Source organism: Comamonas testosteroni (genome assembly GCF_000761245.1).
GTDB classification, from domain to species: domain Bacteria; phylum Pseudomonadota; class Gammaproteobacteria; order Burkholderiales; family Burkholderiaceae_C; genus Comamonas; species Comamonas testosteroni_C.
The window spans coordinates 169,758-185,844 of the sequence record NZ_AWOR01000001.1 but is presented as its reverse complement, the minus strand read 5'-3'; the positions used below and the strand labels follow the sequence as shown (position 1 = coordinate 185,844).

Below are 16,087 nucleotides of genomic sequence, written 5' to 3'. Positions count from 1 at the left end.
GCCCCTGCCTACCATTCAAAACGGGCATCCCGGCTTCGCCAGCATCGGCTCATCCAGTCAATGATTGAGTCGAATCGCAGGAGTCAGAAAGCTCAATCTACCTGTTTTATAGGTTGATCTTACAAAAACTATTAGTTATACAAATATAACCAAGAAATCTAAAGTGACCTCCATGCCGGCAATCAGACCTGTTGTCTTGCCTGCTGCGAAAGGTCACGATGAACACTACAACACTGAAAAACTCCGCACCCTCGCAAGGCTGGATGCACAAGACCGGCGGGATGATTCCCGGCCTGCTGCTGGCGGGCGCCATCGCTGCCGCGGCCACCTGGGCCGCGCAGTTTCCGGCCATCAAGAACAACGGCCTAAGCGCGCTGACGCTGGCCATCATCATCGGTCTGCTGATCGGCAACACCGTCTATCCCGCCATCGCCAGCCAGTGTGCCAGCGGCATCGCCTTCACCAAGGCCCGCCTGCTGCGCACCGGCATCGTGCTCTACGGTCTGCGCCTGACCTTCCAGGACATCGGCCAGGTTGGCATGGCCGGCGTGGTGATCGATGCGCTGGTGCTGTCCAGCACCTTTTTGCTGGCGCAGTGGATAGGCCAGAAGCTGCTGGGCATGGACAAGCGCACCACCATGCTGGTGGGGGCCGGCGCCTCCATCTGCGGTGCCGCCGCCGTGCTGGCCACCGAACCCGTGGTCAAGGGCCGCGCAGAAGACGTGGCCGTGGCCGTGGCCACCGTGGTGGTGTTCGGCACCATCGGCACCTTTCTCTACCCGGCGCTGTTCCACTGGAATGCCGAGTACGGCTGGATAGACACCAGCATGCAGCAGTACGGCGTTTTCGTCGGCTCCACCGTGCATGAGGTGGCCCAGGTCGTGGCCGCCGGCGAAGCCATAGGCAGCCAGGCCGCAGACACGGCCGTGATCGCCAAGATGGTGCGCGTGATGATGCTGGCGCCCTTCCTGCTGGTGTTGTCCATGTGGCTGACACGCAGCGAACGAGCTCTGGGTGTGAACAACGGCCAGCCCGCCAACCGGATCACCATTCCCTGGTTTGCCGTGGGCTTCGTGGCCATGGCCGGCGTCAACTCCCTGGGCGTGCTGCCCAAAGAGGTGGTGAGCGTCGGCATTCAACTCGACAACGCGCTGCTGGCCCTGGCCATGGCCGCTCTGGGCCTGACCACCCATATCCGCGCCGTGCGCGCTGCCGGCACCAAGCCGCTGATTCTGGCCCTGGCTCTGTTCGCCTGGCTGCTGGTCGCCGGCCTGGTACTGAATCTCTGGATTCCAACACTGTTTTGATAGCGGCTTGCGCTTGACTGGATTAGAAATAGAACATTTACAGGTCTGAAACCCTTTGAAAGAGAGCGCTTTGCGCTCTCTTTTTTTATGCAGAACAAGCACAGGGGAATACCCTATATATCAATGCAGACTCAATTAGTTTGAATTGCAAATTAATTGTAGAAGCATCAAAATCCGGCCATGTCTTTTGCCGATGCTCCCTCCCGCGACCGCCTGGGCTTTCTCATGGTCACCCTTACCCGCCAATGGCGGCGCTTTGTCGAAGAACAGCTGGCCGCCAGCGGCCTGACCGATGCCACCTGGACGCCGCTTCTGCATCTGCGCGCCTGGGGTGACGGCGTGACGCAAAAGGAACTGGCCGAGCGCGTGGGCCTCGATGGCTCCAGCCTGGTTCGCCTGCTGGACATTCTCGAAGGCAAGGGCTGGGTGGAGCGCCGCGCAGATGCGGCCGACCGCCGCAGCAAGCGCATCTTTCTCACGGCCGAAGGCAATAGCGCCGTGGACAGCATCCGCGCCACCATGCTCGAGGCCGAGCTCAGTCTGCTGCAGGACCTGGAGGACCCCGAGGTCGAGGCCATGCTGGACGGCGTCAACAAGATTCGCGCCCGTATCGAGCAGATGCACGAGCAGCGCTCAGCCCAGGCCCACCCCGGCACCGAGGAGCGCGCATGAGCGTGGCTGCCTACGACCGCCTGCTGGAGGGCGCCACACGATGGGGCTTTGACAGCGCCCGCCTGCGCCAGCATCTGCGCACGGCTTTTGCGGCCTGTATTGCCGTGTTCGCTGCCTGGGCCCTGGGGCTGGAGCACCCGCAATGGGCGGGCATGACAGTCTGGGCCGCCTCCCAGCCGCTGCGCGGCCAGTTGCTGGAGAAAAGCTTTTTCCGTACCACGGGCACGCTGGTCGGCACGGCCGCCGGCGTGGTGCTGGTACTGGTGGCCGATGGCGATCTGCTGTGGCTGGTCACGGGACTGGCGGTGTGGATCGGCATTTGCGCGGGCCTGGGCAATCTGCAGCGCAGCTTTGCCTCCTACGGCACCATGCTGGCCGGCTATTCGGCCTCCATGGTGGCCTTGCTGGACAACGGCAACCCTGCCCATGTCTACGCGCTGGGCTGGGATCGCCTGTTTACCGCGCTGACCGGCGTGGCCGCCGCCCTTGTCGTGGGCTGGCTGTTCACGCCCGTGGGCGCCGAAATCCCCGGCGACGGCAGGGTACGACGGCTCTGCGCCCGTCTGCTGCGCGACATCGCCGACGCCGCCCAGGCCACGGCCAGCGGCCATAGCGCCCTCAGCCCCAGGGACCTGGCCGAGCGACTGGCCGTGATGGCAGCCATCGAGGAAGGGCTGGATCCGCATGCCGCGGGCTCACAGCGTTCGCGCCGCGCCGTGCGGGCGCTGCGCCGCCTGATCAATACCCAGATCTCGGCCCTGCTCTGGCTGCGCGACAGCACGGGCAAGACCATTACCCCTGCATTCACGCCTGCGCAGGCCCAGGCCATGACGGCCGCGCTGGAGCAGGCCGCCATGCTGCTCGAAACCCAGCCCGCACCGCTGGCCGCCATCGACGCCATTGCCACGGCCCGCAGCGCCGCCGCCGGCTGGGGCCATGCCGAGGAAATCCTGGGCAATATCGGCCTGGCCCTGCAGGCCCACTTTGTGGCTGCCAGCGACCTGACTCTGCCAGCCCACCATCGCGCACGCCAGTTGCCCGTGGTTCTGCACAGCGACTGGGTGGGCGCGCGCCGGGCCATGCTGCGCGCCTTCAGCTCCATTTTTCTGGTCGGCCTGATCTGGGTGGTCACCGGCTGGCATGGCGGCGCCTATATGTTGCTGGGCCTGTCGGTGATGATCACCGTGTTCTCCTCGTTCGAGAACCCGGCCTTCACCATGCGCTTTGTGATTCTGGGCCAGGCCATGGGCGCGGGCGTGGCGCTGGTCTGCCAATGGTTTGCCTGGCCGTTTGCCAACAGCCAATTGCAGATGGTGCTGATGATGCTGCCCTTCATCTTCCTTGGCGCCCTGCTGCTCAGCCACCGCCGCACCACGCTGTACGGCTTTGACTGCAATATGGTGATCCTGCTGGCGCTGTCGCCGCATTTCCCCTACCAGCTCGATGTGGGCCACTCGCTGTCCATGGCGTTTGCCATCGTCACCGGCCCGCTGGCCGGCTGGGCCGCCTATCGCTTCATCCTTCCCGTCACCGCGCAAGGCAGGCTCAACGGCCTGCGGGCCATGATGGTTCACGAGCTGCAGGACATGGCCTCGGCCCCGGCACATGCCAGAGACGTGCGCGTGTGGCGCGCCCGCCTCTACCACCGCCTGCTGCGCCTGGTGCGCGCCTCCGAAAAAGTCAGCGCCCCCGCCGTGCAGGACGCGGCCGACTGCGGTCTGGCCGCGCTGCGGGTGGGCAAGGCCGTGCTGATCCTGCACCAGCTGCAAGCGGATGTACTCCTGTCCGAAAGCACCTTGCGCGGTGTGCGCAGCGCGCTGCAGAGACTGCAGCAATTGCCCAGCGCTCCCGCCAGGGCCGCGCCGCTGCTGCAAGGCCTGGCCCGGCGCATACAGCAGCGCCAGCCCGAGCAGGCGCTGCAACTGCGACTGGCTGCCCAGGACATCCGCGAGCATCCGGCCTTCTTTGCCTCCAGCGCCGCGTTGCGCTGAGCGCTTCAGCGGCCGCCTGAAAGATGTGCGGCAATCGCCGCCTCGCTGATGCCATAGAGCTCAGCCAGCGCTGCGGGCGTGGCCACGGCGCGCGGCTCGCCCACACCCAGCAGCCGCCCATGGCCCAGCAGAGCGATCCGGCTGGCCACACGCAAGCCGTGCTCGGGCTGGTGGGTGGACAACAGCATGGCCATGCCCTGGGCGCTCAGCGCCTCGATCTGCTCCAGCACGCGAATCTGGTTGCCGAAATCCAGGCTGGCCGTGGGCTCGTCCATGACCAGCAGTGCCGGCTCCTGCGCCAGCGCGCGTGCAATCAGCACCAGTTGCCGTTCGCCGCCGCTGAGCTCCGTGTAGCGACGTGCGGCCAGATGTGCGATCTGCAGCCGCTGCATGCAGGCCAGTGCCATGGCACGGTCCGCGCCGGAGGGCCTGGCCAGCAGCGGCAGGCGCGCAGCGCGGCCCATGAGCACCATGTCCAGCGCCTCGAAGGCAAACACCCCGGCCTGGGCCTGGGGCACATAGCCGACGCGGCGCGCGAACTCCGCACGCGGCCAGTGCTGCACCGGCTGGCCCTGCACCAGCACCCGCCCCGCCAGCGGCGGCAACAGGCCCAGCACGGTGCGAAACAGCGTGGTCTTGCCGCAGCCGTTGGGGCCCAGCAGACACAGCACCTCGCCGGCGACAATGGACAGGTCCACCGATTCGCTGACCACGCGGCGGCCGTGGCCGGTGCGCAGTCCTTGCAACTCCAGCACCGCCATCAGGCCTCTCCTTCGCGGCGCCCCGTGCGGGCCAGCAGATACAGAAAGAATGGCGCGCCAACCAGGGCCGTCAGAATGCCCAGCGGCAGCTCGATGCGCGCCATGGTGCGGGCCAGCGTATCGGCTGCCACCACAAAGCCCGCGCCCAGCAGGGCCGAGGCCGGCAGCAGCCGAACGAAATCGGGGCCGACCAGCAGGCGCGCCACATGCGGCACCACCAACCCGACCCAGCCTATGATGCCGGCCAGCGACACGGCCGCCGCCGTGCCCAGCGTGGCGCAAACCACCAGCACCAGGCGCAGCCGCCCGACAGGCACGCCCAGAGCCCGAGCCTCCTCATCGGGCAGAGCCAGCAGATTGATGCGCCAGCGCAGCAGCAGCAGGGGCAGCAGGGCTGCCAGCATCACGGGTGCCGTGGCGGCCACTTCCTGCAGCGTCACGGCCGACAGGCCGCCCATGAGCCAGAAGGTGATGGACGGCAGCTGGGTGTTCGGGTCGGCCAGGGTCTTGATCAGGGCAATGCCGGCCCCCAGCAAGGCGCCCAGTGCAATACCGGCCAGCACCAACACCAGCACCGGGTCGTGCCTGCGCACGCAGGCGCTGACGGCCACCACAACAGCCACGGCGACCAGCCCGCCGCCAAAGGCCAGCCACTGCACGGCAAACATCGACAGGCCCAGATAGATGGCGACGACGGCGCCCAGGCCTGCGCCGGCCGAAACGCCCAGGATGTCGGGCGAGACCAGCGGGTTGCGAAACATGCCCTGGTAGGCCGCGCCTGCCGCAGCCAACATCGCACCGACCGCCATGCCGGCTGCGATGCGCGGCAGCCTGATGTTCCAGAGCACGGTTTCGGCCGCTGGCGCCAGCGGCGACGCCGCCCCCGTGGCTCGTGCCCATAGCGCTTCGGCCAACTGTGCCGGCGCGAGCGCAAACTGGCCCGAGCCCAGCGCCCACAGCAGCACCAGAGCCAGCAAGGCCAGGGCCAGCCACCAACCCATGCCCGCACGCAGAGGGCCGCGCTGGCGACTATGCCCGACGGCATTGCCCGATGCCGCGCTTTGCGGACTTGCCGCATCCTTCGACCTTTGGGCACCTTCCCTGATACCGGATGACTTCATGCCAGCCCCATGCATTCAGCGCGCCACCTGCAGCAGCGCATGCAGCTGAGCCGACGACAGCTGCACACCATAGAACAGCGCATAAAACTCGCTCACCGCCTGCTCCAGGGCTTTGACATCTTGCTGGGCGAAGCGGCCCGGATGCAGCTTCTCGAGCAGCCAGCGCACGCCGATCAGCCGGTTCACGCTGGGAGGGCCGTCCAGCCAGCCAAAGGGCAGCACGGGCGCGCAGTGCACACGGCCGCTGCGCACGGCGCTGACGCCGCGCCACAAGGGGTCCTGGCGCACGCGCTCGGCAAAGCCCGCCTCCTGGGTCAGTATGACTTCGGGGTCCCAGGCCAGGATCTGCTCCATGGAGACGCGCGTGAGTCCACCCCTGCCGGCCTGAGCCGCCACATTGCGACCGCCCGCATACTCGATCACCTCGACATTGATGGAGCCGGCCAGCCCGGTTTCCAGACCGTTGGCGCCGCGCCCCAGATAGACACGCGGCCGGGCCTGCTCACCGAGGCCGGCAGTCACTGCGCGCACCAGAGCCGCGACCTCGTCCGCATGGCGGGCCAGGGTCCGGCCGCGCTCGGCCGCACCCAGCAGGGCGCCGACCTCGCGCAACTGGCGCGCATGGTCGGGCAGGCTGCCTTGCACCAGCACGCAGGCCAGGCCCGTCTGGCGCGCCAGGCGTTCGGCGGCAGAGACATGGGTGGCGTCGGAGGTTCCGGAGTCCAGCACCAGATCGGGTTGCAGCGCCAGCAGCTTTTCGAGCGGCAGCGTGCTGCCGCGCCCAGACAGGCGCCCGAGATAGGGCAAAGCCTGCAGTGGAGCCCCCAGATGGGCGCGCGCCGCATCGCTGAGCTGCATGGGCCAGCCCAGCAGCTGCTGCGGCGCCAGCGCGGCCAGCAGAACGCCTGCCGGCGGCCCCGAAGCGAACACGCGGCCAGGCCGTGCCGGCAGCGAACCAAAGCGGGCTGCAATGACTGAGCCGCCATCCTGCGCCCAGGCCCCGCTCTGATGCAGGCCCGAAGCCAGCGTCGCAGCACCGGTCTGCAGCCATTGGCGCCGCGTCAGCATGACCGGTCTCCCTGGTCTTCGCGCTGCAGCTGCTGGTGGCACCAGTGCAGCAGTGCCTGTTCGTCAACCGGCAGGCGCACGAAGGCGCCGCCGGTAAAGCTCTGCCAGCCGGCCTCGTGGCGGGCCGCCACGGCCGTGATCACGGGAATACCTGCCTCGACAAAAGCGGCGATCTCCTGGACAAAGCCGCCGCCGGCGGCTTCGAGCTGGCCGAAGCAGTTGACGACGGCCAGCTCCACACCATCGGCCAGCGCCTGGCGCAGCACCACGCTGGCCCGGGCCAGGGCCTGAGGATTGAGGCTGCAGGCCCGCGAAGCCGCGCCCAGATCCTCGGTCATCTCGAACTGCTGGCCGCTGCGCAGATCCACGAGACGCATGCACTTGTTGCCATTGGCATAGCAGCTTTGCCGATGCACCAGCCCGCCCACGCAGCGGCCCGACTGCTGCAGCCGCCGCACCACGCCTTCGAGCAAGTCCTCGATATCGTGCCGCTCATCGGGGTAAATCAATGCCGCCAGCGGCGGCGTCATAGCGGTGCTCATGCAGCTCCTTCGCTCAAGTCTGTCCATCGGCGCCAGCGCTCATGCCGGCAGGCACGCTATCGCGCGCAAAAACCCAGGGACCGTTCACACCGCTGGCCGCTTGCAGCGCATGCTGGCCGGGTGCAGACAGCAGGTACTCGGCCAGCAGGCCAGCCGCCTGGCGCTGCTGCGCCGTGGCCGGATGGCGTGGGCCGGGTGTGAGCAGCACATAAGGTCTGCGCATCAGCGGATCGCCGTGCAGCAGAAGTTCTATGCCGGGGGCACCCATCTTGCCGAAAGCCAGGGGAATATGGCCGACCACGGCGTAGGCCTGCTCGCGCGCCGCCAGCTCCAGCACGGCCTGTGGTCGCGGGCCGGTGTCGGCGCGCAGCCAGCGCGCATCGGGACGTATGCCACCGCGCCGCCACAGACGCTGCACCACGGTATAGCTGCCGGGATCGCGCAGCGCGATAAAGGGGGCGCCGGTCTCGGCAATGCGCCGCAGCGCCTGCGTGCCGTCAGCAGCCGAACGCACGCTGGCGGGGTCATGAGCGGGGCCGGCAATGACATGCTCGTTCCAGCCCCAGACGCGCGCAGAGCCAGCCATGCCGCTGGCCTCCAGCGCCATGGCTTCGTCGCTGGCGTGGATCAGCAGCATCTGCGCCTCGCCGCGCACAAAGGCGGGCACCACGCCCTCCTTGGGTGCGGCCGCCACGGTGGTGACCGGCATGGTCAGGGCGTGGCTGGCCTGCTCGGCCACGCGCGGCCACACGCCGCACAGCACGAGTCCGCCCACGGCCGCCACCTGCACCCCAGTGCCCGAAGCGGGTTGTGCTCCCGCCGCCAGCGCCGGGCCACCGGCCATGCCCAGGGCTGCCAGAGCGCGCAGCCAGTCACGCCTTGCCAGCGATGTCAGAAGCAGGTTTTGCATGACCGTCAGAACCGGTAGCCCAGATTCACATACCAGCTACGCCCCGGCATGGGCAGACCGTCGGCCAGCTGATACCACTTGTCGCCCAGATTGGCCACGCCGAAGTCCAGCGTGGTGTCCGGACGCGGCAGATAGCGCGCCCGCAGATTGGCCACGCCGTAGCCGGCCATCTGATAGACCTGTGCCTGGCCGCTGGCCGACAGCGGCACCTTGCGGCCCTGTTCTGCCTCCAGCTCGGCGCGCAGCTGCCACTGGGCCTGCGGATTCCATTGCAGGGCCGCCGTCAGACGCTGACGCGGAGTGTCCGTCAGCGTGATGCTGCGGTCGCTGAGATTGGTGCGGCTCAGATAGGTGTAGCCCGCATGCAGAGCCCACTGTGCCGACAGTTGCTGTGCCAGCGACAGCTCAAGACCGACATTGCGCGTGCGTCCCACGTTCTGCGCCTGGTTGCAGGTCTTACCACCGCAGGCCGTGGAGTCCACGACCATGGTCTGGATCTGGTCGCGCACCCGGCTGTAGAACACGGCCGCCTGCCCCTTGCCGCCCTGCCAGGGCTTGCCGCTCAGGCCCAGCTCCAGATGGTTGGCCACTTCGGGCTTGAGGTCGGGGTTGGCCAGGGCCGTTCCCATACGTGCCGAATAGCGGTCCTTGATGGTCGCAAAGCGGCTCTTGTGCGAGGCGATCAGATAAAGCTCGTCGCCCTGGGCCGTGAGCGCATAGCTCAGGCGTGCCAGGCCGTTGGTGGCGCTGGTGGAGCCCGTGGGCCACTGGTAGACCTGCTTGGCATCGCGCTGGTCGTGGCTCAGGCCCAGCGTCAGGCGCCAGCGCTCGGCAAGGGCGATGTGATCCTCGAGCACCAGCGAGGTGGTCACATCGCGGTAGTGCTTCTGCGGGTCCTTGCCCGAAGCCGCGTCGGTGTGCTCGTCCTGCTTGTAGTGAAAGGCCGCATGCAGCTCATGTCCTGAGAAGGCGTAGTTGACCCACTCCACGCTGGCACCCTTGCTCACGTCCTTGTAGCTGCTGGTGGGATCGTGGGCCGTGTAGCTGGCATCCTTGTACATGTCGAGACCGTTTTTGTAGGTGTCGTGGTAGAGGCGCGTCTTGAGCACATTGCTGCTGTTCAGACGGGTGGTGCTCAGGAAATACAGGCTGTCCTTGTCCCAGTAGGGCCAGCGCCAGTAACGCACGGCGTTCTTCTGCGTGGACTGGCCCGTGTAGACGGGATTGCCCTTCTCGCCTTCCTGGCGCACATAGCCGATGGCGTATTCGTCCGTGGCATTGGGCGTGAGTCCGAGCTTGAAGGACAGGCGCTTGTCGGTGCGGTCCGCGTTCTCGCGCTTGCTGCCGGTATCGGTGGGCTGCTTCTTGTAATCCCTGAAGCCCCGGGGCAGTGGAAAGCTGTCAGCCTCGAGGTAGGAGGCGCCCAGTTGGTAGTACCAGTTGCCCTGGTTTCCACCCAGGTTGAAGCTCGCCCTGCGCTCGCCACCGCTGCCCACACCGAGGCGCACGTCGCCCTCGAAGGGCTTGACCGGTTTGCGCGTGACCAGATTGACGGCGCCGCCCAGCGTATTGGGGCCGTACAGCAGCGAGGCGCCGGCCTTGGCCACGTTGATCTCGGCTAGGTCGAAGGTGGTGAAACGGCCCAGATCCACATAACCGTCATAGGGCACGTACAGCGGCACGCCGTCCACAAAGATGGGCACCTGGCGCGAATCGAAGCCGCGCAGATTGATCATTTCCTCGTTGCGGCTGTTGCGCGACAGGCTCACGCCGGGAAGATTGCGCACGGCATCGGCCACGGTGCTGGCGTTGCTGCGCTCCATCTCGGCACTGGATACACGCTGCATGTCGCCGGCCCCGAGCTCCTCGGCCTCGCGCCGCGCGCTGACTTCCACCGTACCCAGCGTGAAGGTCTGGCTCGCGGCTTCGGCTGCGCCCGCAGCGGCCACCTGGGCCCAGGCCGTACCCATGGGCACGATGGCCAGCGCGCCCCACAGCCAGCGGCGGCGAAGAACAAAACTCGGTGGGTGGAGAGAGGAAACCGTGGAGTGCAATGACATGGGGTGGGCTGGAATTTGTTGTCGAATGTAAAAAACCGTCGATTCTAGCCACCGCTATTCATTTTTGGAATAACGATCAACAAACAGTCTTCATAAGCCGCACGACATACACATCCCATGAAAAAGGCCACCCGAGGGTGGCCTTGCATCAGATACCTTGCAGATTCAAACGCAGCTGATTGCCACGGCCTTGGCCACCAGATAGGCCTCCAACGCTTCCGGGCCGCCTTCGGAGCCGTAGCCCGAATCCTTGATGCCGCCAAAGGGCAGCTCGGCCGATGGCAGTGCCGGCTGGTTGATCCACAGCATGCCGGCTTCCACATCCTGAGACAGCTGGTGCGTCGTCTTGAGCGAGCGCGTGAAGGCATAGGCCGCCAGACCATAGGACAGGCGATTGGCCTCCTGAATCGCGTCTTCGATCCTGTCGAAGCCGCGAATCGCAGCCACGGGACCGAAGGGCTCCTGGTTGAAGATATCGGCCGTCAACGGCACGTCGGCCAGCACCGTGGGGGCAAAGAAGTTACCGGCAGAGCCAAAGGATTCGCCGCCCGTCATCAGCTTGGCACCGCTTTGCTCGGCGTTCTGGATCAGCTGGGTCAATGCCGTCACGCGGCGCGGATTGGCCAGCGGGCCCATCTGCGTGCCCTGCTCCAGGCCGTTGCCGACCTTCAATGCCTCGGCATGTGCCACCATGGCGCGCGTGAACTCCTCGCGCACGCTGTTGTGCACCAGAAAGCGCGTGGGCGAGATGCAGACCTGGCCCGCATTGCGGAACTTGGCCGCACCCGCGGCCTTGACGGCCAGTTGCACATCGGCATCCTCGGCCACGATCACGGGGGCATGGCCGCCGAGCTCCATGGTGGAGCGCTTCATGTGCAGGCCGGCAAGCGCTGCCAGCTGCTTGCCCACGGCCGTGGAGCCCGTGAAGGTCACCTTGCGGATCACGGGGTGAGCAATCAGATATTCGGAAATCTGCGCAGGGTTGCCATAGACCAGGCCCACGACACCGGCAGGAATGCCGGCATCGACGAAACACTTGAGCAGGGCGGCAGGGGAAGCCGGAGTCTCCTCGGGGGCCTTGACCAGGAAGGAGCAGCCCGAAGCCAGGGCCGCACCGATCTTGCGCACGATCTGGTTGACGGGGAAGTTCCAGGGCGTGAAGGCAGCGACCGGACCCACGGGCTCCTTGATCACCAGTTGCTGCTGCTCGGGGCGACGCGAAGGCACAATACGGCCATAGACACGCAAAGCCTCGTCGGCAAACCATTCGATGATGCCGGCGCCGGCAATGATTTCCACCTTGGCCTCGGCCAGCGGCTTGCCCTGCTCCTGCGTCAGCAGCGCGGCAATCTCGTCGGCGCGTTCCTTGAGCAGGGCTGCGGCACGGCGCATGATGGCACCGCGCTCGTGGGCAGACACCTTGCGCCAGACCTGAAAGCCCTTGTCGGCCGCCGCCAGGGCGCGATCCAGATCGGCAATATCGGCATGGGCCACGCGGCCAATCACCTCGCCCGTGGCAGGGTTGCGCACATCAATTTTCTTGCCGCTGGCAGCGTCCTGCCACTGACCGTCGATCAAAAGCTGGGTATCAGGATATGCAGTGCTCATCGCATGACTCATAGGTGTCGGCCGCCGCTATCCCCCTGCAGACTGGCGCGGCCGGGTGTGACAAATGTTCAGGGGTTACCGAACAAATTCTAGTCATGCAGGCCAGGCACTCAGACAAAAGGGGGACAGCTGTCAGCAATCGGCCTCATGCGCCCACGGCCCGGCGCAGCTGCACCTGCTCCATCAGCCCGCCCAGGCTCTCGCCGTAGGATGCGGCCAGACTGACCACATCGCCCACCACGAACACGCAGGGACTGCCCAGCCCGCTGGCTGCCAGCGCCTGCGTCATCTGCCCCAGATCGGTCAGGATCTGCTGCTGTGCAGGCAGGCTGGCATTCTGGACCAGAGCCACTGGAGTAGAAGCCGGCAGTCCGCCGGCCAGCAACTGCTGCTGGATGACGGCGGCAGTGGCGACACCCATGTAGATCACCAGTGTCAGCTCCAGCATCCGGGCCGTGCTGGCCAGCAACTGCCAGTCATGACCAGCACTGCCTGGCTTGGCGTGACCGGTGATGAACACCACGCCATGGGCATGGTCGCGATGGGTCAGCGGCACGCCGAGGCTGGTGGCGGCGGCCAGTCCGGCGGTGATGCCGTTGACCACCTCGACGGCAATTCCGGCCCGGCTCAGATGCTCGACCTCTTCGCCGCCACGGCCAAAGATGAAGGGATCTCCGCCCTTGAGGCGCACCACCAGCTCACCCTGGCGGGCCGCCATGATCATGAGCTTTTCGATGAATTCCTGCGAGGTGCTCTCGCGCCCGCCGCGCTTGCCCACATGAACGATGCGGGCGCTTGTGCTGGCAAGCTTCACGATATCGGCAGACACCAGATCGTCTGCCAGCAGCAGCGTGGCGGACTGGATCAGTCTCAGCGCCTTGAGCGTGAGCAGCTCCGGATCACCGGGGCCCGCGCCGACCAGGTAGCAGCGGCCCACGGGCGGCAGGGAAGTGGCATGGCTGTTTGTCATGGCTGGCCTTTCATATGCATTGCCGGACATCGGAATCTAGGCGGCAACCGGCAGGGCTGCCGACTGCGGCGCAGGCGTCGCATGCACCAGTTGTTTGATCCTGGGAATGCAGGAGCCGCAGCGCGTGCCGCAACCCAGGGAAGACTTGAGCTGCGCGAGTCGCTCGTCGGCGGAGCCCTGGCACGCGGTCAGTGCCGAGCTGATGCTGACCTCATCCACATTCATGCAGGCACAGATCTGTGGTGACCGGGCCGGCAGGGCGGCGGGCGGCCTGGCCCCCGAGGACAGCAGCAGACGCCCATAGCTTTGCACCGATTGCTCGTCGCGCAGTACCGGCCCCAGCCAGCGGCCGGCACTGGCGTCACCGCAGAGCAAAAAGGCATCGAGCCTGGGCTCCTCGCTCTGCCGGCCTATCGCCATGGCCCGGCTGCACTGGCGACGCGCGTCGGCATAGCGCATGGCCTGCGGGCCATCGAGCTGCAGCAGGCTGTGCAGCCGCGCCAGCACCTGGGCGCCGGGCTGCGCATAGGCCGCCGCGCGAAACTGCACGCCGGTGCGGCCCTGATCCGCTTGCTCCAGCGGCACGGCGCGTCCAAACAGCACGCAGCTGGCAAAGTCGAACTCGGCCATCAATTCGGTCAATGCCTGGCGAACCGACTGCACCTGCCGTTCATCCAGCCAGGCCATGCCCAGACAGGTCCAGGGCAGCTCGGCCCTGAGCAGCTTCACGGCCACGTGCTTGAGCTCGGGCTGCTTGGAGCGCGGGCAGCGCTCTGGCGTGGTCAAGGCGTTGACGCCCGCAAGCCGCTGCCCCTTGGAGCCCATGCCGCTCAGGTACATGCTGCCCCAGTGCATGGGCAGATAAAGCTGTGCGGGCTGCAACCCCGGGTCCGCCTGGACGGGCAGAACGATGGCGCCATAGCGGTTGGAGACATGGACCAGATCGCCGTCCTGCAGCTGCAGGCGCTGCATGTCCTGGCGACTGACCTGCAGCTGCGGTTCGCTGACATGGGCAAACAAGCGCCCCAGCTGGCCGGTGCGCGTCATGCCATGCCATTGATCGCGCAGGCGGCCGGTGTTGAGACTGAACGGATGCCGTGCATCGCGCGGCACAGCCACCGCCTGCCAGGGCTGGGCATCAAAGCGTGCGCGCCCGTCCTCCGTCGCAAACACCGCATCGCCATACAGACGCTGCCGGCCCTGGCTGGCGCCTTGCGGCATGGGCCATTGCTGGGGTCCCTTGACCTCCAGCACCGCCCAGCTCAGACCCGTGATATCCAGATCGCGCCCGCGTGTGGATTCGCGATGCTCGTTCCAGACAGCTTCGGCACCCGCGTCGGCATTCACGGTGTCATAGGGGAACAGCGTGGGCAGCGAGGGCCGCAGATGCTGCTCCAGGCGCCGTGCCAGCTGCACGCCTATCTGCCAGTCATGGCGTGCCGCCCCCGGTGCGACCACGGCAGCGCGCACCCGCGAGATGCGCCGCTCGCTGTTGGTGACCGTGCCCAGCTTCTCGCCCCAGGTGGAGGCAGGCAGCAGCCAGTCGGCATAGGCCGTGGTCTCGGTCGAGGCAAAAGCCTCCTGCACCACCACCAGCTCGGCACGCTCCAGCGCCCTGCGCACCATGGCCTGCTCGGGCATGCTTTGCGCGGGATTGGTACAGGCAATCCACAAGGCCTTGATCTGGCCGTCGGCAGCGGCCTCGAACATCTCCAGTGCGGACTTTCCGGGCTGCGCTGGAATCGACTCCACCCCCCATAGCCGCTCCACTTCGGCCCGATGCTCCGGCTTGGCCAGATCGCGATGCGCGCTCAGCAAATTGGACAGCCCGCCCACCTCGCGCCCGCCCATGGCATTGGGCTGACCCGTCAGCGACAGGGGCCCGGCGCCAGGCCTGCCGATCTGGCCTGTCGCCAGATGCAGATTGATCAGCGCGGCGTTGTTGGCCGTGCCGCTGCGGCTCTGGTTCAGACCCTGGCAGTACAGGCTGAGCGTGGGACGACGCGCGCCCGTCGGCTCCTGGGCACCGCCCAGCGCCATCCAGCGCGCCGCCTGGTAGAGGTCCGCCACGGGCAGGCCGCAGATGGCAGCGACCTTCTCGGGCGTCGCTTCGCGCACCAGCTCCTTGAGCTGTGCAAAGCCGCTGGTGTGCTGCGCGATGAAGGCGCTGTCCGTCCAGCCCTCCCACAGCATGATGTGCAGCAGACCGTGAAACAGCATCACATCGCTGCCCGGCTGCAGTGGCAGATAGAGATCGGCCAGCTCTGCGGTCTCGGTGCGGCGCGGATCGGCCACGATGATTCTGAGCTGCGAGTTGCGCGCCCTGGCTTCTTCCACACGCCGGAACAGAATCGGATGCGCCCAGGCCATATTGCTGCCCGTGATGAACATGCAGCCGGCCAGATCTATGTCCTCATAGCAAGCCGGTGGTGCATCGGCGCCCAGCGTGGCCTTGTAGCCGGCCACTGCGCTGCTCATGCACAGGCGCGAATTGGTGTCGAGATTATTGGTACCCAGCAAACCTTTGACCAGCTTGTTGAAGACGTAATAGTCCTCGGTCAGCAACTGCCCGCTGAGATAGAAACCCAGTGCATCGGGTCCATGTGCGGCGCGAATGCCGGCAATGCGAGCCGCCAGCTCGTCCAGTGCCTCATCCCAGCTCGCGGCCTGTGGTGCACCGCCTCGCTGCAGCCTGCGCATGGGCTGCAGCAAACGGGCCTGCTGCGCATAGGCGGGCGCAGCCGTCAGATGCAGGGTGCTTCCCTTGGTGCACAGACGGCCCAAGTTGGCAGGATGCTCGGGATCGCCGCGCACGCCGGTAATCTGCAGGCCATCGGACTCGATGACCACGCCGCAGCCGACACCGCAATAGGGACAGGTGGACTTGGTTTCTTTCATGGCGTCACCAGAGGGAGGCTGCGGCGCCCATGTTCACCGCAACGCGGGCCGCCACAACGCGGACCACCGAAGGCGAATCCGCAGCCGGCGCCGCAGCAGGGACAAGTGGATCGGGTCTCATGCATGGCAGACTTTCAGTGAAATTGCGCCGCAGCGCCCGGCTATCAAGCGCATGCTGC

General features: G+C 66.6%; 12 protein-coding genes. 3 read left to right on the top strand and 9 right to left on the bottom strand.

Translation table 11 applies throughout. The features are described from left to right. The first annotated feature begins 218 nt into the window (after positions 1-218). The 3 genes from P353_RS00755 (at position 219) to P353_RS00745 (ending at position 3,970) form a co-directional block, all read left to right on the top strand. A complete protein-coding gene (locus tag P353_RS00755) occupies positions 219-1,307 on the top strand; it encodes a YeiH family protein (protein WP_034364273.1) in 1,089 nt (362 codons plus the stop codon). A gap of 180 nt (positions 1,308-1,487) precedes the next feature. Continuing rightward, positions 1,488-1,979 (top strand): MarR family winged helix-turn-helix transcriptional regulator, encoded by a 492-nt coding sequence (locus tag P353_RS00750; protein ID WP_034364271.1) that lies wholly within the window; start codon positions 1,488-1,490, stop codon positions 1,977-1,979. After that, positions 1,976-3,970 (top strand): FUSC family protein, encoded by a 1,995-nt coding sequence (locus P353_RS00745; RefSeq protein WP_034364269.1) that lies wholly within the window; start codon positions 1,976-1,978, stop codon positions 3,968-3,970. Before P353_RS00750 ends, P353_RS00745 begins: the two co-directional genes overlap by 4 nt. A 5-nt stretch (positions 3,971-3,975) precedes the next feature. Here P353_RS00745 and P353_RS00740 read toward each other — a convergent pair whose 3' ends face one another. The 9 genes from P353_RS00740 to P353_RS00700 form a co-directional block, all read right to left on the bottom strand. After that, a complete protein-coding gene (locus P353_RS00740; RefSeq protein ID WP_034364267.1) occupies positions 3,976-4,731 on the bottom strand; it encodes an ABC transporter ATP-binding protein in 756 nt (251 codons plus the stop codon). Continuing rightward, the gene (locus tag P353_RS00735; RefSeq protein WP_034365364.1) at positions 4,731-5,732 is read right to left on the bottom strand and encodes a FecCD family ABC transporter permease; all 1,002 of its coding nucleotides are present in this window, start codon (positions 5,730-5,732) and stop codon (positions 4,731-4,733) included. Before P353_RS00735 ends, P353_RS00740 begins: the two co-directional genes overlap by 1 nt. 135 nt (positions 5,733-5,867) lie before the next feature. Beyond that, on the bottom strand, positions 5,868-6,920 hold the full coding sequence (locus P353_RS00730) for an iron ABC transporter substrate-binding protein (RefSeq protein ID WP_034364265.1): 1,053 nt from the start codon (positions 6,918-6,920) through the stop codon (positions 5,868-5,870). Next, positions 6,914-7,450, bottom strand: coding sequence for a DUF2478 domain-containing protein (locus P353_RS00725; protein WP_080750395.1), 537 nt, complete (start codon positions 7,448-7,450; stop codon positions 6,914-6,916). The genes P353_RS00730 and P353_RS00725 overlap by 7 nt, the downstream gene beginning before the upstream one ends. 25 nt (positions 7,451-7,475) lie before the next feature. After that, entirely contained in the window at positions 7,476-8,372 is an 897-nt protein-coding gene (locus P353_RS00720) for a substrate-binding domain-containing protein (protein ID WP_034364262.1), read from the bottom strand. A 5-nt stretch (positions 8,373-8,377) separates the two neighbouring features. Beyond that, positions 8,378-10,342 carry a TonB-dependent receptor plug domain-containing protein gene (locus P353_RS00715; RefSeq protein ID WP_052084622.1) on the bottom strand — a complete coding sequence of 655 codons (1,965 nt, stop codon included), beginning with the start codon at positions 10,340-10,342 and terminating at the stop codon, positions 8,378-8,380. A gap of 255 nt (positions 10,343-10,597) precedes the next feature. After that, positions 10,598-12,040 carry an NAD-dependent succinate-semialdehyde dehydrogenase gene (locus P353_RS00710; protein ID WP_034364259.1) on the bottom strand — a complete coding sequence of 481 codons (1,443 nt, stop codon included), beginning with the start codon at positions 12,038-12,040 and terminating at the stop codon, positions 10,598-10,600. Positions 12,041-12,185: 145 nt separating this feature from the next. Then, the gene (cobA, locus tag P353_RS00705; protein WP_034364257.1) at positions 12,186-13,010 is read right to left on the bottom strand and encodes a uroporphyrinogen-III C-methyltransferase; all 825 of its coding nucleotides are present in this window, start codon (positions 13,008-13,010) and stop codon (positions 12,186-12,188) included. A 36-nt stretch (positions 13,011-13,046) separates the two neighbouring features. Continuing rightward, a complete protein-coding gene (locus P353_RS00700; RefSeq protein ID WP_034364255.1) occupies positions 13,047-15,908 on the bottom strand; it encodes a nitrate reductase in 2,862 nt (953 codons plus the stop codon). Positions 15,909-16,087 lie beyond the last annotated feature (179 nt).